The 23359-nt window shown below is 34.0% G+C and carries 19 protein-coding genes, 1 tRNA gene and 1 pseudogene; 9 read left to right on the top strand and 12 right to left on the bottom strand.

The window, feature by feature from the left end:
- Positions 1–72 precede the first annotated feature (72 nt).
- The gene (glpX, locus tag LEM02_RS05065) at positions 73–996 is read right to left on the bottom strand and encodes a class II fructose-bisphosphatase (RefSeq protein ID WP_007302771.1); all 924 of its coding nucleotides are present in this window, start codon (positions 994–996) and stop codon (positions 73–75) included.
- Positions 997–1115: 119 nt separating this feature from the next.
- On the opposite strand from glpX, the gene LEM02_RS05060 reads away from it, so the two are divergent.
- Positions 1116–2936 (top strand): ankyrin repeat domain-containing protein, encoded by a 1821-nt coding sequence (locus LEM02_RS05060; protein ID WP_226080253.1) that lies wholly within the window; start codon positions 1116–1118, stop codon positions 2934–2936.
- Between the two features lie 66 nt (positions 2937–3002).
- Here LEM02_RS05060 and LEM02_RS05055 read toward each other — a convergent pair.
- Positions 3003–3076: transfer RNA gene (locus tag LEM02_RS05055), tRNA-Arg, on the bottom strand.
- A gap of 151 nt (positions 3077–3227) precedes the next feature.
- On the opposite strand from LEM02_RS05055, the gene LEM02_RS05050 reads away from it, so the two are divergent.
- From LEM02_RS05050 to LEM02_RS06800, 6 genes and pseudogenes are all read left to right on the top strand, one after another.
- A complete protein-coding gene (locus tag LEM02_RS05050) occupies positions 3228–3971 on the top strand; it encodes an ABC transporter ATP-binding protein (protein ID WP_226080251.1) in 744 nt (247 codons plus the stop codon).
- Positions 3972–4106: 135 nt separating this feature from the next.
- The gene (tatA, locus tag LEM02_RS05045) at positions 4107–4274 is read left to right on the top strand and encodes a twin-arginine translocase TatA (RefSeq protein WP_006013840.1); all 168 of its coding nucleotides are present in this window, start codon (positions 4107–4109) and stop codon (positions 4272–4274) included.
- A gap of 107 nt (positions 4275–4381) precedes the next feature.
- A pseudogene (locus LEM02_RS05040) lies at positions 4382–5060 on the top strand (exopolysaccharide biosynthesis protein).
- A gap of 95 nt (positions 5061–5155) precedes the next feature.
- On the top strand, positions 5156–5812 hold the full coding sequence (locus tag LEM02_RS05035; RefSeq protein WP_226080248.1) for an exopolysaccharide biosynthesis protein: 657 nt from the start codon (positions 5156–5158) through the stop codon (positions 5810–5812).
- Positions 5805–7199 (top strand): cysteine--tRNA ligase, encoded by a 1395-nt coding sequence (gene cysS / locus LEM02_RS05030; protein ID WP_226080246.1) that lies wholly within the window; start codon positions 5805–5807, stop codon positions 7197–7199. Before LEM02_RS05035 ends, cysS begins: the two co-directional genes overlap by 8 nt.
- Entirely contained in the window at positions 7168–7581 is a 414-nt protein-coding gene (locus LEM02_RS06800) for a YqaA family protein (RefSeq protein ID WP_369409601.1), read from the top strand. Before cysS ends, LEM02_RS06800 begins: the two co-directional genes overlap by 32 nt.
- A 30-nt stretch (positions 7582–7611) precedes the next feature.
- Here the strand turns inward: LEM02_RS06800 and LEM02_RS05025 are convergent, their stop codons facing one another.
- The 7 genes from LEM02_RS05025 to hemJ form a co-directional block, all read right to left on the bottom strand.
- Positions 7612–10548, bottom strand: a complete 2937-nt coding sequence (locus tag LEM02_RS05025; RefSeq protein WP_226080244.1) for a YhdP family protein — start codon at positions 10546–10548, stop codon at positions 7612–7614.
- Positions 10541–10978 (bottom strand): ribonuclease HI, encoded by a 438-nt coding sequence (gene rnhA, locus LEM02_RS05020; RefSeq protein WP_226080233.1) that lies wholly within the window; start codon positions 10976–10978, stop codon positions 10541–10543. The genes LEM02_RS05025 and rnhA overlap by 8 nt, the downstream gene beginning before the upstream one ends.
- 175 nt (positions 10979–11153) lie before the next feature.
- Positions 11154–12041, bottom strand: a complete 888-nt coding sequence (locus tag LEM02_RS05015; RefSeq protein ID WP_226080231.1) for a heme o synthase — start codon at positions 12039–12041, stop codon at positions 11154–11156.
- A gap of 1 nt (position 12042) precedes the next feature.
- Complete coding sequence (ctaD, locus tag LEM02_RS05010) at positions 12043–13593, bottom strand: cytochrome c oxidase subunit I (protein ID WP_226080229.1); 1551 nt, start codon at positions 13591–13593, stop codon at positions 12043–12045.
- A gap of 15 nt (positions 13594–13608) precedes the next feature.
- Complete coding sequence (gene coxB / locus LEM02_RS05005) at positions 13609–14373, bottom strand: cytochrome c oxidase subunit II (RefSeq protein ID WP_226080227.1); 765 nt, start codon at positions 14371–14373, stop codon at positions 13609–13611.
- Between the two features lie 545 nt (positions 14374–14918).
- The gene (locus LEM02_RS05000) at positions 14919–16430 is read right to left on the bottom strand and encodes an HlyD family type I secretion periplasmic adaptor subunit (RefSeq protein ID WP_226080225.1); all 1512 of its coding nucleotides are present in this window, start codon (positions 16428–16430) and stop codon (positions 14919–14921) included.
- 154 nt (positions 16431–16584) lie between these two features.
- Positions 16585–17013 carry a protoporphyrinogen oxidase HemJ gene (gene hemJ, locus LEM02_RS04995; protein ID WP_226080371.1) on the bottom strand — a complete coding sequence of 143 codons (429 nt, stop codon included), beginning with the start codon at positions 17011–17013 and terminating at the stop codon, positions 16585–16587.
- A 65-nt stretch (positions 17014–17078) separates the two neighbouring features.
- Here hemJ and pdhA point away from each other — a divergent pair, with 65 nt between their 5' ends.
- Together pdhA and gatB are read left to right on the top strand one after the other, a co-directional pair.
- The gene (pdhA, locus tag LEM02_RS04990; RefSeq protein WP_226080223.1) at positions 17079–18059 is read left to right on the top strand and encodes a pyruvate dehydrogenase (acetyl-transferring) E1 component subunit alpha; all 981 of its coding nucleotides are present in this window, start codon (positions 17079–17081) and stop codon (positions 18057–18059) included.
- Positions 18060–18264: 205 nt separating this feature from the next.
- Complete coding sequence (gatB, locus tag LEM02_RS04985; protein WP_226080221.1) at positions 18265–19695, top strand: Asp-tRNA(Asn)/Glu-tRNA(Gln) amidotransferase subunit GatB; 1431 nt, start codon at positions 18265–18267, stop codon at positions 19693–19695.
- A 213-nt stretch (positions 19696–19908) separates the two neighbouring features.
- On the opposite strand, the gene LEM02_RS04980 is transcribed toward gatB, so the two are convergent.
- The 3 genes from LEM02_RS04980 to LEM02_RS04970 are packed head-to-tail and all read right to left on the bottom strand — an operon-like array spanning position 19909 to position 23313.
- A complete protein-coding gene (locus LEM02_RS04980; RefSeq protein WP_010401376.1) occupies positions 19909–20829 on the bottom strand; it encodes a tyrosine-type recombinase/integrase in 921 nt (306 codons plus the stop codon).
- 2 nt (positions 20830–20831) lie between these two features.
- A complete protein-coding gene (gene lpdA / locus LEM02_RS04975; protein ID WP_226080219.1) occupies positions 20832–22211 on the bottom strand; it encodes a dihydrolipoyl dehydrogenase in 1380 nt (459 codons plus the stop codon).
- The gene (locus tag LEM02_RS04970) at positions 22204–23313 is read right to left on the bottom strand and encodes an outer membrane protein assembly factor BamB family protein (protein ID WP_226080217.1); all 1110 of its coding nucleotides are present in this window, start codon (positions 23311–23313) and stop codon (positions 22204–22206) included. Before LEM02_RS04970 ends, lpdA begins: the two co-directional genes overlap by 8 nt.
- Positions 23314–23359: the final 46 nt, after the last annotated feature.

The raw sequence follows: 23359 nt of genomic DNA, 5'->3' as shown, positions 1-23359 counted from the left end.
AATTCATTTTTTTAAGACAATTATAAGTATCTTCCTTCTATAAAAATTTTATAATCAGCATATGACAAATGTTTAAGATATTGATTTTGTTTGTATTTTTATTACTTTACCAGGCAATATTATTAATGAATTAGTCAGACAAATATCTTGGCCAAACTTTACTCCATCCACAAACTCTCCATTTGTTACTCCAGTTGCAATGAACACTGATTCACTTCTTGCCATGTCTTTCACGGTGTAGATTTTTTCTGGGTCAGTGATATTCAAATTTTTTGCTCTTTCTTTTAATTGATCCGTGTCAAATATTAATCTTCCTTCTATCTGCCCACCGATTGAGCTTAGCGCTGCTGCTGCAAGCACTCCTTCTGGAGCTCCTCCTGTGCCGATATACATATCGTGATTGCCATTTATTAGCGAAACTATGGCTGCAACATCACCATCATCTATTAATTTCACTTTTGCTCCTAGCTTCCTAATTTTTGCTATTAATTCATCATGTCTTTCACGTTTAAGTACAGTTACTATAAGATCACTTGCTTTACATCCTTTTGCCTTGGCTAAATTGTCCAGATTCTTCTCAATCCTATTTTTTAGTGAGACTACACCCTCTGGGAGATTTTTTCCCACTGCTATCTTTTCCATATAAACATCAGGTGCATGTAAAAAATTACCTTTTTTTGTTGCAGCAAGAACAGACATTGCCCCTTGTTTATAATGAGCGCAAATCGTAGTGCCTTCAAGTGGATCAACAGCAATGTCAATCTCAGGGCCACTTCCTGTGCCAACTTTTTCTCCGATATATAGCATCGGTGCTTCGTCCCTCTCCCCTTCCCCAATCACAATTGTACCATTTATTTCCATTGAGTTTAGCACCGTACGCATTGCATCAACTGCAACCTGATCGGCCTTTTTTTCATTACCAAGGCCTGCCAATTTATATGCAGCAAGTGCTGCAGCTTCGGTTACTTTCACTAACTTATAGGCTAAATCTTCTATCATTTGCTCGAGAATCATAAATCAATATATATCATGCCATTTGATACTGCAAGATTACTTGACTGAATAATGAAAAAGTTGATATAATAAGCGTATAGCAATAATAGTAAGATTTGAATATGATCGGTAATTTAACTTATGAAGATGTAAAGAAATTTGTAACTGATAATCCTAATATAGCTGCTCAGGAATTTGGTGAGAAGCTAAAACAAAGTGGGCCAACAGATGCAAAGATTTGTGATTTGTTTATGGATATTCTCCGCTCAGGGAAAAGCAGTATTTTAAATGATTATGATACATTTCTAAAAATTGTTGAATTGCTCGCAAAGTCAAATATTAAAATTGATATTGGAGATACTACTTCTAAAACTGTATTAGATTACGCTGTGTCAGGTGAAAAACCTAACGTTATAAAGATATTTTTGGATAGCGATAAATTTGATCAAGAAAGAAAATCGAATGCTTTGTTGACCGCCGTTAATGAAGGTAAAGTTCAAGAGTTTGAGATATTTTTAGATTACATAGATCATACGAAAATACTAGAGGTTCTTAACACAGCTCCTCACAATGAGAGCACTGAAGTTATGAAGATACTCTTGAATAACAAAAGATTTACTGGAGAAGAGAAAGTTCAGGCTTTGAGTCATGCCTCTATAGATGGTGAACTAACAAAAGTTAGGTTACTTTTAAAGTATATGAAAGGCGTACCAGAAGATGGCATAAGAAATCTTTTAGAAATAATTGAAGAGAAAAAATTATCACTTAGAAAAGAACTTCAAATAGATTCTGAATTTAAAGTCGATTTCAGCAATTCTGATCACAATAAATATCTCTCAAGCTGTGTAATAATTGCACTGCTTAGATCAGCAATAAACAAGAAGCAAAACACACCTGATGGAGCGGAGTCCAATGTCAGTAATACAAGCACTGGTCTCACGCTAAATAATGATGACATTAGGAATCTGTGTCTTGATATAGATAGGGTTACAAAACAGGATAGCACAGTTACTAGTTTTGAAGATTTGCAAAAAAGGTTAAAAAGGAAGGGAATTAATCTTCAGAGCAAATGTGAAAAAAATGCTGTACTAGAATATGCAATTAAAGATCAAAATTTGAACGTTATAAAATTTCTCTTACAAAATGGAATGACCATCATCAATGCAATCGGTCAAGAAGGAAGGTATTACGTTAGCAAAATTGAAGAAGACAAATCTATATTATGCTCTGTTGTTCATTATACTGATAACAGTAATGCTGAGATTCTAGGCACGCTACTGCGAAATATTAATGCAGAGCAATCAAAGTTAAATCCTGAAGATGAATTGTACAGATTATACCAACAATTAAAAGATGATGCATTCTGCACTGCTTTTGCAGAAAAGAATTCTGTAGCAGCGACAGCACTGATACAAAATGATCGAGAAATAATTGTGCCGCATGGATCAGCAACAAATAAGGAACAAGAAACATTCCACATAGAAACAAATAGTGTATCCAATAGTAATAGAAATGTTATTAGTAGACCTGTAGCAACAGCGCCTCCAGTTAGTACTAATGGTAATAATAACAAAAATGAAGCACCTGTATCAACAAGGACTGGCCCAACTGTCACACCAAATAATGATAAGAAAGCTAACGGCTTTGTAGAGGCTCAATTTTCTCCACCACATGAAAAAGAAACTAAATACAAAAAAAGTAAGGAGAGTTTTTACGCCTCATTAAGGAGTGATGTTGTTGGAGTTGTTATTGCAGGATTGTTTGTTGCTGCTGCTGTGACGGTTCCATCTTTAGCTGGTGCATTAGTTTGCAGTGTCCTAGCTATTTTAGTTGTAATGGTAACTGGATTACATGTAAAAAATTTTACACTTCCAAGTTACAGCGAAATGAGAGAAAATAAGGTTGAACCTGTAAATTCAAGTTTGAGAAACCATGCAATCTAGCTCCTAGAATCACTTTTCAAACCAATTATAATTTCTTGATTGTTAAACCACTTTATCAAAATTAAGTGGGACTAGTGCGATTCGAACGCACGGCCTTCGGATTAGGAATCCAACGCTCTATCCTACTGAGCTATAGTCCCATGTCTTATGCTATTTATGCAAAATTATAGCAAAAAGTCTCGCATTTTTCTAGGCACCCTGTACAATTAATTCACAATAATAAAAAATATTTCTGTATTTCTTGAATGTAATACTGTTATATTTAATAATACGATTCCAATTGAAAGATTAATGCTAGTTAACAATATTAGTTACTTTTATAGCAATCAAGATGGCTTTGCTTTAAGCAACATCAACATTCAAGTGAAGAAAGGAAGTGTTGCCTGTTTACTAGGTCATTCTGGCTGTGGCAAGTCAACAATTCTAAAATTAATCGCAGGAATAGAAAATCCAAAATCTGGAACCATTGTTATAAATGATAAATTAGTTGCAAGTAACAAAGTGTCAATTGCTATAGAGCGTAGAAATATCGGATTGATTTTTCAGCATTCTGCATTATTTCCTCATAAAACAGTAATAGAAAATATAACTTTTGCTATTTGCAGTACTTCTAAGAAAGAAAAATACCTTACTGCATTGGAAATCTTAAAGCTATTTAATATAGAAAAATATGAAAACATGTACCCTCATGCTTTATCAGGAGGACAGCAACAATTAGTTGCAATAGCAAGAGTAATGGCGCAAAATCCTGATGTTGTTTTGCTCGATGAACCATTTTCTAATTTAGATATACTGCTCAAATATCGAATAAGGCACCATATATTGTCACTTTTTAGAAGCAAAAATATTCCTGTACTCATGGTAACTCATGATCCGCAAGAAGCGTTGAAAGTTGCAGATTTTATTTACGTGATGAAAAATGGTAAAATTATTCAATCAGGAGTTCCTAGCTACATATACCACAGACCTAAAGATGATACGTTAGCAAAATTTTTCAATGATCTTCCTCCTACTTTACAGTTAAACGAAACCTAGTCTCTTCAAGCTAGCATGAAACTGTTACAAAATAGATCAAAAATTTTGACCTATAATAAAATAAAGGTGATATAATTTATGCATTACCTGGCTCTTTGTCAGGTTTTAATATATAAAAGTTCAATGGAGGTACAAATGAGTTTAGGACCATGGCAACTGTTTCTAGTCTTAATAATAATCTTAGTTCTGTTTGGTGCAGGTAGATTACCACAAGTTATGGGTGATTTAGGAAAAGGCATTAAAAACCTTAAACAAGAACTTAAGGATTCAGAGAAACTATCATCTAACGAACCAGATCGTTAGCGTCCTTATGTTTCGTGACACGCACTCTAGTGCGTGTCATTTATTTAAACAAGGCTAAAGAATTGAATAGGTATAACTGAAATATATTAATAATTACGTTAGTTAGAATGTTATTAAAGGGCAATTATGCAAAAAAGTGTGAAACTGTGAGCGAAGATAAAAAATTGGCTTCTGATATTCTCAAAGAGGTTGCAGATACCAATAACAACGATAGTGACAAAGTAACATTGTTCGACATCAAAACAGCTTTACATGAGCGCGGTTTTGGTATTTTAATAAATCATCTTCTCTTTACCGCTATCAGTACCTATACCTGTTCCACCTGGCTATACAAGCATTCTTTCTATACCTTTAATCTTATTTTCACTGCAGCTTCTATTTGGGTTTGATTCTCCTTGGATGCCTAATTGGCTAGAAAGGAAATCTTTTCAACGTTCAACACTAGCTCTCGTGGTAGAGAAAACTTCACCTATATTAAAAAAAATAGAAAAGTTCATGAAACCAAGAATGTCTTTTATTTTTCTTGGTCCGGGTGAAAAGATTCTAGCTTTTATGATGTTGCTTTGTGCAATAATAATAGCTCTTCCATTACCTTTTACTCACTTCCTTTCTGCAATTGGTATAACTCTTATTTCACTCGGCATTATGGGTAAAGATGGATTTTTATCTACGTTAGGAGTGTTAGTTTCATTCTGTGCGTTATTGGTTACCCTTCTTGTAATAACCAAAGGACTAAAACTTATAACCGTAACACTTTCTCTTCTTAAAAGCTTTACAACACTTTAATAAAAGAATGAAGTACAGCATGAAATGAATAATAGATATTGAAATATAGCAATAACTATGTTAGTTAGAAGTTATATTGTTATTAAAGGGTAACTGTGGAAAAAAGTGAGAAATTGACTGAAGATAAAAAATTGGCTTCTGATATTCTCAAAGAGGTTGCAGATACCAATAACAACAATAGTGATAAAGTAACATTGTTCGACATCAAAACAGCTTTACATGAGCGCGGTTTTGGTATTTTAATAATCATCTTCTCCTTGCCGCTGTCGATACCTATACCTGTTCCACCTGGCTACACAACTATTCTTTCTATACCTTTAATCTTATTTTCACTGCAGCTTCTATTTGGGTTTGATTCTCCTTGGATGCCTAATTGGCTAGAAAGAAAATCTTTTCAACGTTCAACACTAGCTCTTGTGGTAGAAAAAACTTCACCTGCATTAAAAAAAATAGAAAAGTTCATGAAACCAAGAATGTCTTTCATTTTTTACGGGCCTGGTGAAAAAATTCTAGCTTTTATAATGCTGCTTTGTGCGTTATCAATAGCTCTTCCACTACCTCTTACTAACTTTATTCCCGCAATTGGCACAACTCTCATTTCACTTGGTCTTATGAGCAAAGATGGACTTCTCTCTATACTGGGAGTCTTATTATCTTTATGTGGGATATTACTCACCCTTGTTGTGATAGTTAAAGGACCACAGCTTATACTTGGAGCATTTTCTTTTCTTAAAAGCTTCATATATGGTTAGATTCTACAATACTTTAACAAAAAAAAAAGAGCCCTTTACACCGATCAATAAAGATCATATAAAAATGTACGTCTGCGGACCAACGGTATACGACACGGCACATATAGGCAATGCACGTTCTATTGTTGTTTACGATGTGTTATTTCGGTTACTTAAATTTTGTTATGGCAAAGTTACTTATGTGCGTAATATAACCGATATTGATGACAAAATAGTCAATGCAGCAAATGAGAAGAGTAGTAATATAGAAAGCATCAGCACATATTACACCAAGACTTTTCATGAAGATATGAGAAGCATAAATTGTGCAGAACCAACATATGAACCAAAAGCAACAGAAAACATAAATAACATTATCAAGTTAATTGAGTCTTTACTGCAATCTGGTCATGCTTATGAATCCAATAAACACGTATATTTCAGTATAGAGTCTTACCCTGAATACGGTGTGCTATCAGGAAAAAAAGTTGATGAATTGGATCATGGCAGTAGAGTGGAAGTTGATGAAAGTAAAAGACATCCAGGAGATTTCGTACTGTGGAAACCTGCAAACGATACTGACTATAGACTTTCAAGTTACTGGAATAGTCCATGGGGAGAGGGAAGACCAGGATGGCATATAGAATGTTCAGCAATGTCATATGCTTATCTTGGCAAGGATTTTGACATTCATGGTGGCGGTATAGACTTGCAATTTCCTCATCATGAGAATGAAATTGCACAAAACAAATCTGCATTTCCCGAGTCAATATTTGCAAAATATTGGATACATAACGGTTTCCTTACGGTAAATGAAGAGAAAATGAGTAAATCCTTGTTTAATATAGTTAAAGTAAGGGATTTGCTAGATAGTGGAATAAAGGGTGAAGTAATACGTTATGCGATGCTTAAAACTCACTACAGAAAACCGCTTGATTGGACAGAAAGTATTATCTCTGAGTCGCAAGAAACTTTAAATAAGTTTTATCGGTTATTACGTGGTACATGTGTTAAAGAAAGTGATGCAGAAGTCTCTAAAGACTTTATAGAGGCTTTGAAAAATGATTTAAATATTCCTGAAGCTTTAGCTACATTACATGAAATGGCTACAGCAATCAACAAGACTAGTAATGAATGTGAGAAACTTAAATTAACTGAGAGCTTCGTTAAAAGCGCAAGGTTCATCGGTCTTCTTGAATCAAGTTATCAAGAGTGGTTTGCAAGTAGTGTAAGTCATCAAGAAATAGAAAGGTTGATAGACTTGAGAAGAGCAGCAAAACAAAATAAAGATTATGATACTGCAGATAACATAAGGGAGCAGTTGAAACAAATGGGGGTTACAATTTCTGACAATGAAGACGGGACAACAACTTGGTATGGAAAATTATCTCCTGTTATTCACAGATAGCCTAGTATCATCGCTTATCTTACCCATACATCAAGGTTTTGTACTTCACACTATGTTATGCTTTAGATCACATTACAATCCACTACTTATATTAATTTTTGGAGTATTGGGATCTAGTCTTGGTGGAATAGCTAACTGGTATTTAGGTAGAATAACAATTTTTACCAGGAGGTTATACCACAAATTAGAGAACGAAGATAAAACATCAAAAACCGTAAAGAATTTACTGATTTGTGCAGTTATGTTGCTTTCTTGGGTACCAGCGTTTGGAAGTGTGATTGAGGTTTTATCCGGTTACTTCAAGTTAAACCTTTATATTCTTGTTCCCTTAATTATTTTATCTAACTTCCTCTGTTTATTGTATCTAATATTTGTCATCTAACTAAACATTAATAAACAACTTTCCTTCCAGTCATATCGAGCTAAATTTCTTCTTCACACTACCTTTTGAAATGCTTTCATTAGTTTTTGTCATAATACGATCAAATATTCCTAATAACCTCTTAAATAAGCTTGGAGTTAGCGAAGAGATAGGATTAACAGATACGTTATTGTTCTTATCATCACCATTTGCTTTGTAGTCTATTGAAATAATCCCCCTACTTTTTCCACCAGTCAGAAGTTTCCCGATTATAGGGATTTTCAACAAAGATTTGTTAATTGAGTATGCTGGTATTACTTGTCCTTCAACCTGGAATTTATAATCTTTAATATCGAGCCTACCACTAGTGCTAATGCCCAGTTCCGCTCCTTCAAGCCAAGACTCTTCAATTTCAACAGTGCCATCTTTATATGAAAAAGGTGCATTACACTTATGAAAATGCACACCTTCGTTCTTGATGGCATTTACAATACCAGGCAGTGAAGACATCGATAGTAAAGTAGTAAGCAGTGAAGCATCTTTGATATAGAAATTGCTAATAGATAACATGCCGTAATGCTCCCCATTTTCTCTCTGAGAAGATAGATAAAAAGATAACTTGCCGTTTTTAATTGATTTACCAATACCTAAAGAACGCAAAAGCATACCTGAATTATCTGCATATACTTCTAGCCCTATTTCACTGTATTCTGCTAGTACACTACTATTATCCTCTGAAAACTTTCCTGTAAATTGACTTCCACTACAATCACCTTTAGTACATGTTACATTCAGCTTAGCATTTTTGATCACAATGCCCTCTTTCATAATTACATTGTCAACATTCATAGTAACTTCTACGTTGTTATTTAATCCATTACTATCTTTGCCAAGTAAACCTAAAACATCACTTAAGTTGATTTTTTCACCGTGAATAGTTATGGCATTTTTCTCCTTACCTGATTCAATTTCTATACTAAAATTATTATCAGGTAATTTAAAGTTGCTAGAATTTAGATATAAATTTCCATTTTCTACTCTTCCACTGAACTTTATATCTAAGTCGTTTCCCACAACGTCTAGTTTGTCTATTAATAACTCACTTACTCCTTTTAACCTTGTAGAAAATAAAACTTTATTGTGATCTTCAAAATGGTTTCTCCACCCTAAGTAGCTTGAACGTGACTTAAGCTCTGATAAATCTATATTACCATTAATATATCCCATCTTATCTTGATTTACCACTGATTCTATATTTACATTGATGTAACCATCACCGAAATTAAGCATTTGAGCAGGCAAATCTCCAGTCAAACTCCAGGCAAAATTTTCATTTTTATTTCTACTTTTTAGATCAAATAATAGCTGTGTATTATTCACCATACCACTGCCATTTAAATCAACGAAACCTTCACCAAAATTAAGTTTAATATTATATTTACCAAGACTTTCATTATATACGACCAAATTATCAATTTCAGAATAGAAATTTGCTGAGAAGTCCACTTTTTTACTATCACCATTTAGATTAAAAATACGAAAATTGAATATAGAATTTGCTATTCCACCTACTTTATCTCTTTCAAATTTTACCACATCATCCAGCTTAAATTTTATAGGCTCATATAACCCATAAGCATCACTTACAGCCTGACCATTAATGGTAAGAACAGAATCCTCCCTACTGAGAGAGTTCATTTCAATACCACCACTATCGATAGTGAAATTCTGAAACTTAGCGCTATTTACAGTAATTGTGAGGTTGTTATTTTTGAGAATTAGATTACCATTTAATTCTCTCACTTGCTCAAAATCTTTATCAAATTTTACGCTGCTATTTTCTATATCAGCAGCTATCACAATACCTGAGAAATCATTATCAACTAAATTGTTAATTTTGCCGTTGAAGCTTATGATTGTATTTACAATATCCCCATCAATATTATCACAATACCATTTTTTAAATCTATTGTTCACTATACCACCTGGTACATAAGTACATAAATCCTTCGCGGCAAACTTACTAATGTTGACCCTAAGCAGAGTATGATTTGTACTAAAGTTCATTTTGCCAATCAAAGAAAGGTACATACCATTTAACTTAAAATGAAAGTTTTTTACGCTGATGATTTCATCATTATATGTCAAATTTACATTTACATTAGTTAAAGCTAAGTTTTTGTCCGAATAATTCTCTGTATTTAATACATATATGTTTCCATCTACAACTTCATCCTGTCTATTAATTCTCATTGAGAAGTTCCCTTTGAATCCTATTTCCTTGTCCAAATTGTAACTTTTAACTAGTGTGGAAAACTCGTTAAACAGCCCCAACTTTAGGTTATAAAATGTTCCATACAAATTTAACAAATTATTGCGATTTTTTATCGTGATAGATAAATCATCTAGAAACCCTTTATCTTCTTTTGTATGGATACGAATATCCAAAACATTGAAATCTTCCCCCTTCCCTGCATATACTTTATCAATCAAGAATTCACCTTCCGTATTTTTATTAATGGCAATATTAGTAATTTCAATCCTTGAGTCTGCATTGAAGTAGAAAAAAATTTTTCTTATTGCCTTCAGCAGATTTTTTGTACTACTTGCCTTGTCTGTCATTACAGATGTTGTTATCCCTTTGCTCTCCTCCATTTTGATATATACGTGTACATTATCAGCTAAAACCTGAGAGAATTTTCTGGAGCTTAACTTAAAGTGTACGAGAAGCTCAGGGACTTCTATGGTAAAATCAGTATTTTTTATTTTTAAATCTGTAATGACTAGTTTGCCATCTTTCTGCCAAATAACCGAGGTACTCTCCATGTTGACATCTGAATTGGCAAATATTTTCGATATTTTTTTCTTTATATAAAAATTAATATAACTAATATTGATTTCTAAAGGACCCTCGCCTTTAAAAAAGATAAAGAAGCAGAATATAAATAATAAAATTATAGAAAATGATATAGCGACTTTTTTAAGCATCGATTATTGCTTTTCTTGCTAAACTGTCGGCTTCTTCATTGTATTTATCACCATTATGCGCTTTCACCCACTTCCAGTTAATCTCATGTTGCAAAGCAATATCGTCTAATTCTTTCCATAATTCTATATTTTTTACTGACTTCTTATTACTTGTCTTCCAGCCGTTCATTTTCCACTTATTTATCCATTCTGTTATACCGTATTTAACATAGAGGCTATCCGTATACAAACTGATATTACAAGGAAATTTTAATACCTTCAGTCCATTGATCACTGCTGTTAACTCCATTTTATTATTTGTAGTATTTTCTTCTCTACCACAGATGTTCTTTCTATGATTTTGAAATAATATGATTGCTGCCCATCCCCCTAAACCAGGGTTACCAAGGCATGCTCCATCTGTATATATTGTCACTTCCTTTTTATTCATCTTTACTATAGTGAATGAATTAAAGTATACCGTTACTTTTATGAAAATACTATTTTTATAGATATAGAGGCAATTTAAGCCACACCTTTAAATTTTATTATGGAAATAAAAAAAAGTGCTATAACGAGTATTATTAGAAGAGAAAGTAAAAGATAGTTTTTATGTTCTTTCATAATTAAAACAAGTCAATAGAACAAAAAATAATACTAGCAAACAGAGAAAATAGATAAGAAATTGAGTAAGAAAACATTTTTTTCTGCGAGCTATGACTCTTAAGCCTTATAATTGATATAGCATACCAAATAAAAACGCAACCTTCAATCATTGCCATACTGAGGTACAATAGAGGCTTTTTCAAAAATAGTGCTGGAAGTAAGCTAGTTAACACCAATAATACACTATAAATTAATATATGTTTTCTTGTCTTTTCCGGACCATGGATAATATTAAACATTGGAATTGATGCTTTTACATAGTCCTTAGAACTATTTAAAGATAGAGCCCAAAAATGTGGCGGAGTCCACATAAAGATTATTAAAAATAGAATAAAACTTTCCCAACTTACAGAGTTAGTCACAACCGCCCAGCCAATCATTGGAGGAAAAGCTCCTGCTGCACCACCAATAACGATATTCTGCGGAGTACGCCTTTTAAGCCCAATTGTATATACGAAAACATAAAATAATATACTAATTGCAAGCAAAACAGCAGAAACATAGTTCACCGCTATTGCCATGATAAATACTGATAATACCCCAAGAGTTATACCAAACTCAAGCGCACTTTCTGCAGAAACTCTACCTGAAGGTATAGGGCGGTTTTTTGTCCGCTCCATAAGCAAGTCTATATCTCTGTCATACCACATATTTATTGCACCTGCAGATCCTGAGCCAAGAGCAATACATATCAGAGATATTAGTGCAAGAAAAGGATGAATGCTACCCGGCGCAGCAATCATTCCAGCAACTGCAGTAAACACTACAAGGTACATTATCCTTGGCTTTAGCAAATGCCAAAAATCCAGTATTGTTGATTCAACATTTAGCAAAACACTTGTGTACATTCTATTTTATCACTGGTGGTTTTTCAAAAGTATGAAAAGGCGGCGGTGAAGATACCGTCCATTCTAAAGTATCACCTTCCCAAGGATTATCTACAGCTTTTTTGCCCCATTTGAAGAGATGTATAACTATAAACACAAAAAACATAACTGAAACAAATGACATATATGAGCCAATTGAGGATATATAATTCCAAGGAATAAATGCGTCAGGATAATCAGGTATACGCCTTGGCATGCCAGCTAACCCCAAGAAATGCTGAGGTAAGAAAGTAACATTGGTGCTAATAAAAGTGAGCCAAAAGTGTATCTTTCCTAAACACTCGTTATATTGCTTACCTGACATTTTACCTATCCAATAATAAAAACCAGCAAAGGCCCCAAATAATGCAGCAAGCGACATGACGTAGTGAAAGTGAGCAACGACATAATAGGTATCGTGCAAAAGCTTATCTATTCCACCGTGAGAAAGAATTATCCCTGTTATACCCCCACCAACAAACATAAAAATAAAACCCAGTGCAAATAGCATAGGGGTTTTAAATTCAATCGCCCCACCCCACATAGTTGCAATCCAACTAAAGACTTTTACACCAGTTATAACGCCAATAAAAATTGTTGTAGTGCTGAAAAATACAGCAGCATCTTCGCTAAGTCCAACAGTAAACATATGGTGAGCCCAAACCATAAAACCAAATGCTGCTATACCTATCATGGCATAAACCATTCCCTTATAACCAAAAACTGGCCTATGGGAAAAAGTTGACACGACTTGGCTTATAATGCCAAATGCAGGAAAAATAATTATGTAAACTTCTGGATGACCAAAAAACCAAAACAGGTGTTGAAATAACACAGGATCACCGCCACCAGCAGGATCAAAAAAGGAAGTACCAATATTGCGATCTGTTAGCAGCATAGTTATAGCACCAGCAAGTACCGGTAAGGCAACAATTAACATAAATGACGTTAGTAAAACAGACCAAACAAATAGTGGCATCTTAGTGAGCGACATACCTTTTGCACGCATATTGAATATAGTGACTATAAAGTTGATCGCCCCAACAATTGATGACATACCAGCAACATGAAGTGCAAGTATAGCAAGATCAACTCCTACACTTGGGTGAGACATGATTTGCGATAGAGGTGGGTATAAAGTCCATCCTGTCCCAGGACCTTCGCCAGCAAACACCGAGAGAATGAGCAAAATAAAAGACGATACTAATAACCAAAAACTTAAATTATTCATACGAGGAAATGCCATATCTGGTGAACCAATCATGAGAGGTACGAACCAATTACCAAATCCTCCCATTAAGGCTGGCATTATCATAAAAAACACCATTATTACCGCATGCCCTGTAATCATTACGTTATATAGCTGGTAATTATTGTTAAGTATATTAATGTGCATTAGCTGAGTACGAATAACTACCGATAATAATCCACCAATAATTCCAGCTAATATGGAAAAAATAATGTATAGTGTCCCTATATCTTTGTGATTAGTAGAAAACAGCCAACGTCTTATACCTTTTGGTACATCACTCATATCTATACTCCAAACTTAACTTACTAATTTTTTATCTTCAATCCACTTATTAAAATCTTCTTTACTCACTGCTTCAACAACAATTGGCATAAATCCATGACCTTGACCACATAGTTCATAACATTGCCCATAATAAATACCGGACTTTGTAACGTTAAACCATGCTTCATTCAGCCTACCTGGTATTGCATCAATTTTTATACCAAAAGCCGGTATTCCCCAGCTATGTATTACATCTCCTGCTGTCACTTGTAAACGAATATTAGTATTGATAGGTAAAATAACGTTATTATCAACAGAGAATAGTTTTAAATCTCTTTCGGTAAAGTCTTCTTTTCCTTTTATATAGCTGTCAAATGAAATACCTTGATATTCTGGGTACTGGTAACTCCAATACCATTGATGACCAACAACTTTTAGTGTTATGTCAGCTTTTGGCACTTTCTCCTGTAGTTTAATTAATTCAGCATTTTTAAAAGCCAATACCCCAACAATAATCGTTGGTATAACAAACCAGATAATTTCTACAAAGGTATTATGAGTTATTTTACTGACATTTTTCACTTTACCCTTACGAAAGCGAAACACTACATAAGCAAGCAGGGCCCATACAAAAAGCATAATTGCAATCATTACACTCACCACAAACGAATGTGACTTAACTACAACCTCCATTATCTCAGTTGCAGGCGCAGGAAATCCAAATTGCCAAGAAGTAGGAGCAGAAGCAATTGATATGTTTGAGTAAAACATTATCAATAATGCAAATAACTTCACCATATTTTTTGCTGTAAAACTAACTGTATAATAATATATATAAACTTACTATGCAAACAGAGATTATAAAATGTACACAAGTGTTTTGCTAAATATTGAATCAAAAGTAAATGATGATTAATGTTTTTTTAGCATTTAATAAATATAATAATACGATACTAACTTGAGGAAAAAGCATTTACATGAATCTATTTTAAGTTAAAATATTATAATATTTTAAGTTAAGTATTTACTTTAAGGAAGTTCTATAATAAGTTTAATAGTGTCTGTTATTGCTAATAACCCTCTAGCCTCACACCTAAAAGCAGTAACAGACACTATTAAACTTTAGGTAAGTTTACCTATTTATAATTCATTGAGGTAAAAATCTTACTAATTCCTTTAATTCTATTATACAGCTGAGTTTACTAATTAACCTTTAATGTTTACGTTAGCATTTGCATCTTAAATCAAAGATTTACATATTATAGAAAATAATACACTACTTGTGTGTAAATTTTTTTGCATATCAAACTCTGTAAACAAATTTTTTAGAAAAGCCAAATAAATTATCTCTCTATGAAAGATCTATCGAATGTTGCAATTATAGGTGTAAACAAGAACGATAAAAGAGTGCGGGATTGAGTAACTATATATACTTCTACCGGCATACCAGGATATAGGTATACGTTTTTAAATTGAGCAAGTTCTGATTTTGGTATCACCACTCGCACTGAATAATAACGCCCCATCCTTGGATCATCAAGAGCATCAGGGGAAATATGGTTTACTATACCGTTAATTAAACTTAAGCGACGTGCACTATAAGCGCTCAGCCTTACTTTAACTTTCAGCCCTTCTAGTCCGTCGATAGAGACTATATTGCTATCTTTCTTGCTTGCTGACAGTATCTCTTCTATGTTTCTGGTTAGAACTTTAGCATCTATTATTAGATCATCATCTGATGGTACTATACTCATGATTGGAACTCCAGATTGTATAACACCACCTTCAGTGTGGTATCTTATATCTGTAACTATACCATCTTGAGGTGATTTAATTATTGTACGTGCTAACGAATCTTCAGCAACCATCAGCCTCTCTTTTAAGTCTGCAATAGATGTATTAACTTCCTTAAGCTCAGCATTTGCTCTTTCTTGAGCATCATTCTTCACATTTATAATCTCTAACTCATTTTCTCCAATCTTTTGCTGTACTTGAGATATTGCAGAACGGTAATGTCCAACTCTACCCTCAACTTCAGCAAACTGTTTTTCTAAAGCTAAAATGTGTGGTTTGCTTATATGGCCACTATCAAGCAATTGTCTTTTTGTTTCTAACTCCTCAGTTATCAAGTCATATTGCTTATGGGCTGCATTTAGTTGAAAATTTAGCCCTGCTAATTCAGCATTTAACTGCTTTATACGTTGTTGCAGTATGTCAGTTTTTCCTAATATACTCTTTCTCTGAGAGTTGAACAACTTTACCTGATTCTTTATCGCTTTATTTACAAGTTCATCGTTAGATAATCTTTTAACCTCATCAGAAAATTCTAGCGTATCTAAGTCTCCCCTAATTGCAATAAGTCTTGCTTCAGTTGCCAAAAGTGATAAGAGTTTTTCTTTAATTATACTCAAATTTGCCTTTTCGTTAACATCACTTAATAAAACTAAAGGCTCATCTTTTTTAACTGTTTGACCTTCTTTTACTAAAATTTTGCTTATTATTCCCCCACCCAAGTGTTGCACTATTTTTCTATTTGAAGAGACAATAACTTCTCCACTTGCATGCACTGCTCCGTCAATTGGAGCTATAGCAGACCAAATACCACCTATTCCAAAAAAGATGAACATCACCACTAAACCAAAAAACAGTGGCCCCCATGTGACTTTTAGGACTTCATTTGCGTTATTACTCTCACGTTTAAAAATAAAATTTATCATCGCATTAATCCATGCGAACGTCTTATCCAAAAATTGATATTTCTTCTTTCTATTTCCTGCCCTTTGCATATCTATATCATCACTACCAATCAGGCCTGTCAAAGAAAGTCCAGCACTAAGCTTTTTTAACTTACTCATTATAATACTATTGCGAATTCTTGTTAATCAGGATAACACACAAAAACAAAGAATCTATATCTTAAGTACTCTACTTAGACTATGGAACATCAGAATAAACTATTTAGTAACAATTCTTATACTCTATTGAATGGTTCAGCATTAGGCTAGAAAATCAAAAAGGTTTTACAATAACCATAATAACTATAATTATTATTAACACTGTTACTGCTTCGTTTAAAACACGAAAATAAACGTGAGTTTTCTTATTCAAGCCCACTACAAAATTTTTCCTATGCTTTGCAAGTAGGACATGAATAGCAAACATTAAGAATAATGCTAGCGCTTTTACATGAAACCACCCTTCGTGATATGGTTCCCTAATAATCATTAGCATAATTCCAAAACTAAGGGAGAAAAGCATTGCAGGGTTTATGATATATCTAAGGAGTCTCTTCTCCATTATTTGAAGTAAGCTGTCATTTTCTGACCCTGGTTTTACAGATGCATGGTAAACATAAAGCCTTGGCAAATAGAGCATACCTGCCACCCACATAATTACAGAGATAACGTGAAAAGCTTCAAACCAGTGATAGTAGTCCATATAGATAGTATTATAAAATGTTAAAAATTTCTGGTATGATCTCAATTTAATAAAAGAAAGTCAATATGAAAGCAGAAAATTTCACTAAAGAACAGGTGATTGGATTCTACAGAAAAATGCTTCTCATACGCAGATTTGAGGAAAAAGCAGGACAATTATACGGAATGGGATTAATAGGCGGATTCTGTCACTTATCAATAGGGCAAGAAGCAGTTGCAGTTGGAACTCAAGCTGCATCAAAATCTGGTGATGCTTTTATCACAAGCTATAGAGACCATGGCTTAATGCTTGCATGTAATTCTGATCCGAATGTTGTGATGGCAGAACTAACCGGCAAAGAAACAGGGTGTTCAAAAGGCAAAGGTGGCTCCATGCACATATTTGATGTTGAAAAAAATTTCTTTGGTGGACATGGAATAGTAGGTGCACAAGTCCCAATTGGTACAGGAATAGCATTTGCTAATAAATACAAGAAAAAAGATAACGTTGTATTCACATATTTTGGTGACGGTGCTGCAAATCAAGGACAAGTATATGAATCATTTAATATGGCATCTTTGTGGAAGTTACCTGTGGTTTATATCATAGAAAATAACGAATACGCAATGGGAACTTCTGTGCAAAGATCAACTTTAGTAACTGAACTATATAAAAGAGGAGAGAGTTTTGGTATTTCTGGAAAACAAGTTGATGGAATGGATTTTTTCTCTGTCTATGAGGTAACAAGTGAAATAGCTGAGCACGTACGTGGGGGAAAAGGACCTCTCTTGCTTGAAATGAAGACATATAGATATCGTGGCCATTCGATGTCAGATCCTGCTACTTATCGCTCAAAAGAAGAAGTTGAAGATATGAAGCAAAATCATGATCCTATAAGCACCTTAAAGCAGTATATAACAGACAATAAAATCGCTTCTGATGAAGAATGCAAAGCTATTGATAAGGAAATACGAGATTTAGTAAAAAAGTCAGAAGATTTTGCTAAAAATAGTAAAGAGCCAGGCATTGATGAACTATATACTGATGTTTATAAATTTGTTAGCTAATCAGTTGCCATCAAAATTATGTTTTGGCCTACTATAGATATTTTTTGGCAGCACTTAACTTTATTATATAACATCCTAGTCAATAGAAACTGTAGTAACTCTTATATTATTGATATACACCGCTCTTGGATCATAGGTTAAATGAGTTTTATTTGACTTTTTGCGCTAGTTTGCAGAATATAAAGTTATTAATTGAATAAAATACATGACAAAAGAAAACTGGGAAACAGTAATTGGACTTGAGGTACACGCTCAGGTTTCTTCTAAGACAAAGCTATTTTCTAGTTCACTAACGGAATTTGGCACTGAGCACAATACTCAAGTTTCTCTAGTTGATGCAGCAATGCCAGGTACACTACCAGTATTAAATTATAGCTGCATAGAGCAAGCAATATGCACCGGACTTGCAATTTCTGCAGAAATTAATAAATGCTCTTACTTTGACCGGAAAAATTATTTTTATCCCGATTTACCACAAGGTTATCAAATAACCCAGTTCTTTGAGCCAATAGTTAAAAATGGCAAAGTTTTTATCAATAATAATGAAAAAGAAATAAGAATCGCAAGAATTCACTTAGAGCAAGATGCAGGAAAGAGTATTCATGAAGAAAGCAAAACTTACATAGATTTAAATCGTGCAGGTGTTGCTTTAATGGAAATTGTTTCAGAGCCAGATCTTCGTTCATCTGCAGAAGCTGCAGAATTCATGAAAAAATTGAGGCAGATTTTGCGTTATATCGGTTCATGTGATGGTGATATGGAAAAGGGATCACTTCGCTGTGATGCAAATGTTTCCATTCGCCCAAAGGGTAGTAGCGTATTTGGCACTCGCTGTGAAATAAAAAATTTAAATTCAATACGTTATATTGTACAAGCTATAGATTATGAAGCACAAAGGCAAATCAAAATTCTGGAAAGCGGAGGAGAAATAAGTCAAGATACCTTATTGTTTGATGTCACTTTAGGAAAAACAAAAGTGATGAGAAGCAAAGAAGATTCAAGTGACTATAGATATTTCCCTGAACCTGATTTGCTACCTATTGAAATAAGCCAAGACAAAATTGATTCTATTAAATCATCTTTACCCGAGTTACCAGATCAAAAAAAACTGCGGTACATTAATGAATTAGGTATAAATGAATACGATGCAGATGTTATCACTTCTGATAAAGAAATTGCCGATTATTTTGAAAAATTGGTAAGAAAGCACGATTCAAAGATTGCAGTTACCTGGCTAACCGTCGAGCTTTTCGGTCGTTTAAACAAAGCAAATATTGATATTGTTAGCTCCCCAATTAAAGCAGATGCTTTATCCAAGCTCCTCGACTTTATCGTCGATGGAACGATCTCTGCTAAACTTGGTAAACAAGTTTTTGATATTATGTTTGAAACTGGAAAGCCTGCATCCGTTATTATAGAAGAGCAGGATCTCAAGCAAATAACTGACACATATCAAATCTCAGAGGTAATAGATAAAATCATCAATGACAACCAAGATAAAGTTCAAGAATATAAGGGTGGTAAAACAAGATTGTATGGGTTCTTTGTTGGTGAAGTCATGAAATCCACCAAAGGAAAAGCCAGCCCTGATGTCGTAAACTTGGTTTTGAGTGAAAAATTAAAATTGAGTGCCTAGGTGTACGGTCCCAGATCTTTTGCTATTTGCTTGACTTGTTTCTTTACATAGATTCTAATTTAAATTCTGCTTTCTATTCTCTTTCATTCACAACCTTTTGCAAAACGTTTTTGCTTTTTCCTCTGCTGGTCACTATTGCTTATATAAAGCAAGTACAGTACTGAATGATGTTGCAAGCACTCAGTTCGGCAATATTATCGATTTAAGACGAAGTTAAGATTTCGATTTTTTATTCAAACTCTTCTGAAAGTTTTTATACATATTAAAGACATCTTGATAATTTAGGTGAGTGTAAACTTGAGTAGTTTCAAGGCTTGAGTGGCCAAGCAGCTGTTGTATTGATCTTATGTCAATATCTTCCTGAAGCAAATGAGTAGCAAAACTATGGCGAAATGCATGTGGAGATAAAATTTCTGGTAAGTTTAAAAATCTTCTTATTTTTTGCAAACGATTAGCAACATAAGTTCTTCCCAATTTTTTTCCTCTTACCCCCACAAAAAGATGTCCCGCTTCGTCAAAGTGGGGACAAGCTTTTATATATTTTTGTATACACTTTTTTACTACTGGAAGAATAAATACCTGCCTTTGTTTATCTCCCTTACCTGTTACTATTAAACTTTCATTGCTAATATCACTAACCTTAAGATTCAATGCTTCAGTGATTCTTAAACCCGTACCATATAGCAGAACGACAATTGCAATTTCTCTTTTTACCACCCAAGGCTCGCCTAGATCAGGCAATTTCATTTCTTTCAATAGAGTTTCTATGTTAGATATTGAAAGTGCTTTAGGTAGAGTTCTTCTCTGAATTGGCCTTGATAAAGAAAATACCGCTTCATTATTTATTTCATAATTGTTTTTTATATATTTGAAAAAATTTCTGATTACTGACAATGCGCGAGTGTTAGATCTCGCATTTACACCTCTTGCATAACGAGAGGTAAACCAACTTCTCAGTTCAGGTATGCTTAATTTTTCTAAAGAGCCAACATTTACTTCTTCACCAATGTGAGTATTTAGGAAACTTATAAGATCCTTGAGGTCCCTCATGTATGACTCCAAAGTGTTTGGTGAGTAAGACCTGTTGTACTTTAGCCAATCATACCATTTTTCAATGATTGAACCGAGGTCCACAGTTACTTTTTAAAGAAAGCATCAATGCACGCATCCCTAAAGGCTTCATTTATATCAGGATGAGAGTGACAAATTCTGTATATATCCTCTGCTGCTGCACCATATGCCATTGCAACCGCTGCTTCATTGATTAGCGTATCAGCATATGCTCCTATGATATGTACACCGAGTATTGTATCTGCTTTGCTATAAGTCAGAACTTTCACGAATCCCTCGGCATCGTCAGTGACTTTTGCTCTACCGTTTGCAGCAAATTGACATTTACCAACTTTATACTTTCGACCAGCACTTTTTAGTTCTTCTTCAGTTTTACCGATTGAAGAAACTGCAGGGTGGGTGTAAATGACTGACGGTATGATTTCATAATCAACGTGAGGCAATTGCCTTGCTAGTATCTCTGCAACTGCCACCCCTTCTTCCTCAGCTTTGTGAGCAAGCATTGCTCCGCCAATGACATCACCAATAGCAAATATTCCTTTTACATTGGTTTCATACCTACTATTGACTTTAATAAAGCCACGACTGTCTTTTTCTATTTTTTCAAGACCCTCAGAGCATGGTTTGCGTCCTACTGCAACCAATACCTTATCCGCCTCTATAGTGTTTGTTTGATTATCTTTTACAGAGCAAACTTTCACACTCAAAGAGTTACTACTTTGTTTTATCTCTTCAACTTTTGTGCTGAGTAAAAATTTTATTCCCTGCTTTTGTAGACTAGAAAGTAAAGACTTACTTAGTTCGCCATCCACTGCTGCAGCGATTCTATCAAAAAACTCTATTACAGTAACTTCAGACCCTAGCCTATTCCACACAGAAGACATTTCAAGTCCTATTGCCCCGGCTCCAATTACAACAAGTTTTTTTGGCACTTCAGTAAGAGATAATGCGCCAGTCGATGAAATAATATTCTTCTCATCGATGTCAATTCCTGGAAGAGAACTAACATCAGAACCAGTTGCAATTACTATATTTTTTGTCTTCAGTACCTTACCTTCAACTGAAATTTCAAGATTGCCTTGATCAAAAGAAGTAATTTTTCCAAGGCCATTGATTTTAGTGATTTTATGAAGGTTAAACAGATATTCTATGCCTTTTCCAAGTTCCTGAACTCTAGCATCTTTATAATCTAGCATTTCTTTTAGATCAAAACTTACATCCTTAACTTTTACACCAAGCTTTGATAGATTATTTTTCGCGCTAGCATACTGATAAGAGGAATGGAGTAATGCTTTTGATGGTATACACCCAACTCGCAAACACGTGCCACCAAAAATGCTATTTTTGTCTATACAAGCAACTTTGAGTCCAAGTTTTACAGCAGCAATAGCGCATTTGTAACCACCTGGACCACCACCTATAACAATCAAATCGTAATCAGTCATAAAAAACAAACCTATTTTCTAAAGAATAAACACCATTTCCTTCAGTTGTTATGTATATCTTATCGTGAGTAAACACTGGAGTGTGAAACACATTACCAGGTATTTTAATTACCTTTCTTGTACTTTCAGATCCAGGAAAAGCAAATATTGAACCTTTATTACTTGTTACCCAAAGCGTATGAGCATACATAATTGGAGCAAACAATTGCACATTTTCTATTAAATCAGACGTCCAGACTGTTTTTCCACTTTGTATATCGATGCCGATTATTTTATTATCTTTAGTCACTATAAAAATTCTTCCGCCTTCTTTTTGTTTCTCTGCAGGAATAAGAGGGCTATAATATGACTCTATGTCTGATACACTTTTTACTTGCAGTGGTTTTGACCATAAGATATTTCCTGATTTTACATCAATGCCATAAATATAAGAATTACTCGTAGCTATTAAGATGTTATCGTGTACTCTAGGTGTAGTAGTTACATCTGTAAGCTGTGTATCTAAAAGATTTGTAGCTAATTTTTGGCTCCATAATTTTTTACCTTCTTCATTAAAAGCTATTAACTCACCATTTGAAAATGGTGCTATTATTTTATCATTAGAGATTGCTGGTGAGATGGAATATAAACCTCGAACCTCATTTATACCATTTTGATAAGCCCAAATGGGACTGCCATCTTTTATATAAAATGCATGCAGATAGTTATCAATAGTCAATACTACCAACTTATTGTTTATTACTATTGCTTTCCCTCTTGCCGGAGCCCTCAATTCTTTTTCCCATTGAATCTCCCCTGTCTTTGCGTCTATTGTGTGTAGAATGTTATTCACTACAAAGAAAACATTTTTTTTGTAGCTCGATAGACTCATATTACCAATTTTTTTTCTACTTGAGAGGTATAATTTCCAATTTATAACTCTTGGGTTATCGATATCAAAGGAATATAAGGTACCGTGCTTGTCTGGTAAAATAATGCTATTTTCTGTAAGTATTGGAGCTACATATCCTTGAGATGATTTTTTATCTATTAAACTTATTCGTTCGCTTGCCATTGTATAGTTACTATACAATAACATTATCATGACAATTATTATTTTCATTATTTAGTGAAAACAAGATTCATTAATATACATACTAGAAACCTAA

It is taken from the genome of Wolbachia endosymbiont of Tribolium confusum, assembly GCF_020405475.1.
GTDB lineage: Bacteria > Pseudomonadota > Alphaproteobacteria > Rickettsiales > Anaplasmataceae > Wolbachia.
Note: the sequence above shows the minus strand (reverse complement) of the source record. Positions and strands in the feature narration are given on the sequence as shown.

Excerpts from the sequence above, each read along its gene's own strand:
- LEM02_RS05060 (WP_226080253.1), top strand. The coding sequence starts at position 1,116 with ATGATCGGTAATTTAACTTATGAAGATGTAAAGAAATTTGTAACTGAT.
- LEM02_RS05050 (WP_226080251.1), top strand. The coding sequence starts at position 3,228 with ATGCTAGTTAACAATATTAGTTACTTTTATAGCAATCAAGATGGCTTT.
- tatA (WP_006013840.1), top strand. The coding sequence starts at position 4,107 with ATGAGTTTAGGACCATGGCAACTGTTTCTAGTCTTAATAATAATCTTA.
- cysS (WP_226080246.1), top strand. The coding sequence starts at position 5,805 with ATGGTTAGATTCTACAATACTTTAACAAAAAAAAAAGAGCCCTTTACA.
- LEM02_RS06800 (WP_369409601.1), top strand. The coding sequence starts at position 7,168 with ATGGAAAATTATCTCCTGTTATTCACAGATAGCCTAGTATCATCGCTT.
- LEM02_RS05025 (WP_226080244.1), bottom strand. The coding sequence starts at position 10,548 with ATGCTTAAAAAAGTCGCTATATCATTTTCTATAATTTTATTATTTATA.
- rnhA (WP_226080233.1), bottom strand. The coding sequence starts at position 10,978 with ATGAATAAAAAGGAAGTGACAATATATACAGATGGAGCATGCCTTGGT.
- LEM02_RS05015 (WP_226080231.1), bottom strand. The coding sequence starts at position 12,041 with ATGTACACAAGTGTTTTGCTAAATGTTGAATCAACAATACTGGATTTT.
- ctaD (WP_226080229.1), bottom strand. The coding sequence starts at position 13,593 with ATGAGTGATGTACCAAAAGGTATAAGACGTTGGCTGTTTTCTACTAAT.
- coxB (WP_226080227.1), bottom strand. The coding sequence starts at position 14,373 with ATGGTGAAGTTATTTGCATTATTGATAATGTTTTACTCAAACATATCA.
- LEM02_RS05000 (WP_226080225.1), bottom strand. The coding sequence starts at position 16,430 with ATGAGTAAGTTAAAAAAGCTTAGTGCTGGACTTTCTTTGACAGGCCTG.
- hemJ (WP_226080371.1), bottom strand. The coding sequence starts at position 17,013 with ATGGACTACTATCACTGGTTTGAAGCTTTTCACGTTATCTCTGTAATT.
- pdhA (WP_226080223.1), top strand. The coding sequence starts at position 17,079 with ATGAAAGCAGAAAATTTCACTAAAGAACAGGTGATTGGATTCTACAGA.
- gatB (WP_226080221.1), top strand. The coding sequence starts at position 18,265 with ATGACAAAAGAAAACTGGGAAACAGTAATTGGACTTGAGGTACACGCT.
- lpdA (WP_226080219.1), bottom strand. The coding sequence starts at position 22,211 with ATGACTGATTACGATTTGATTGTTATAGGTGGTGGTCCAGGTGGTTAC.
- LEM02_RS04970 (WP_226080217.1), bottom strand. The coding sequence starts at position 23,313 with ATGAAAATAATAATTGTCATGATAATGTTATTGTATAGTAACTATACA.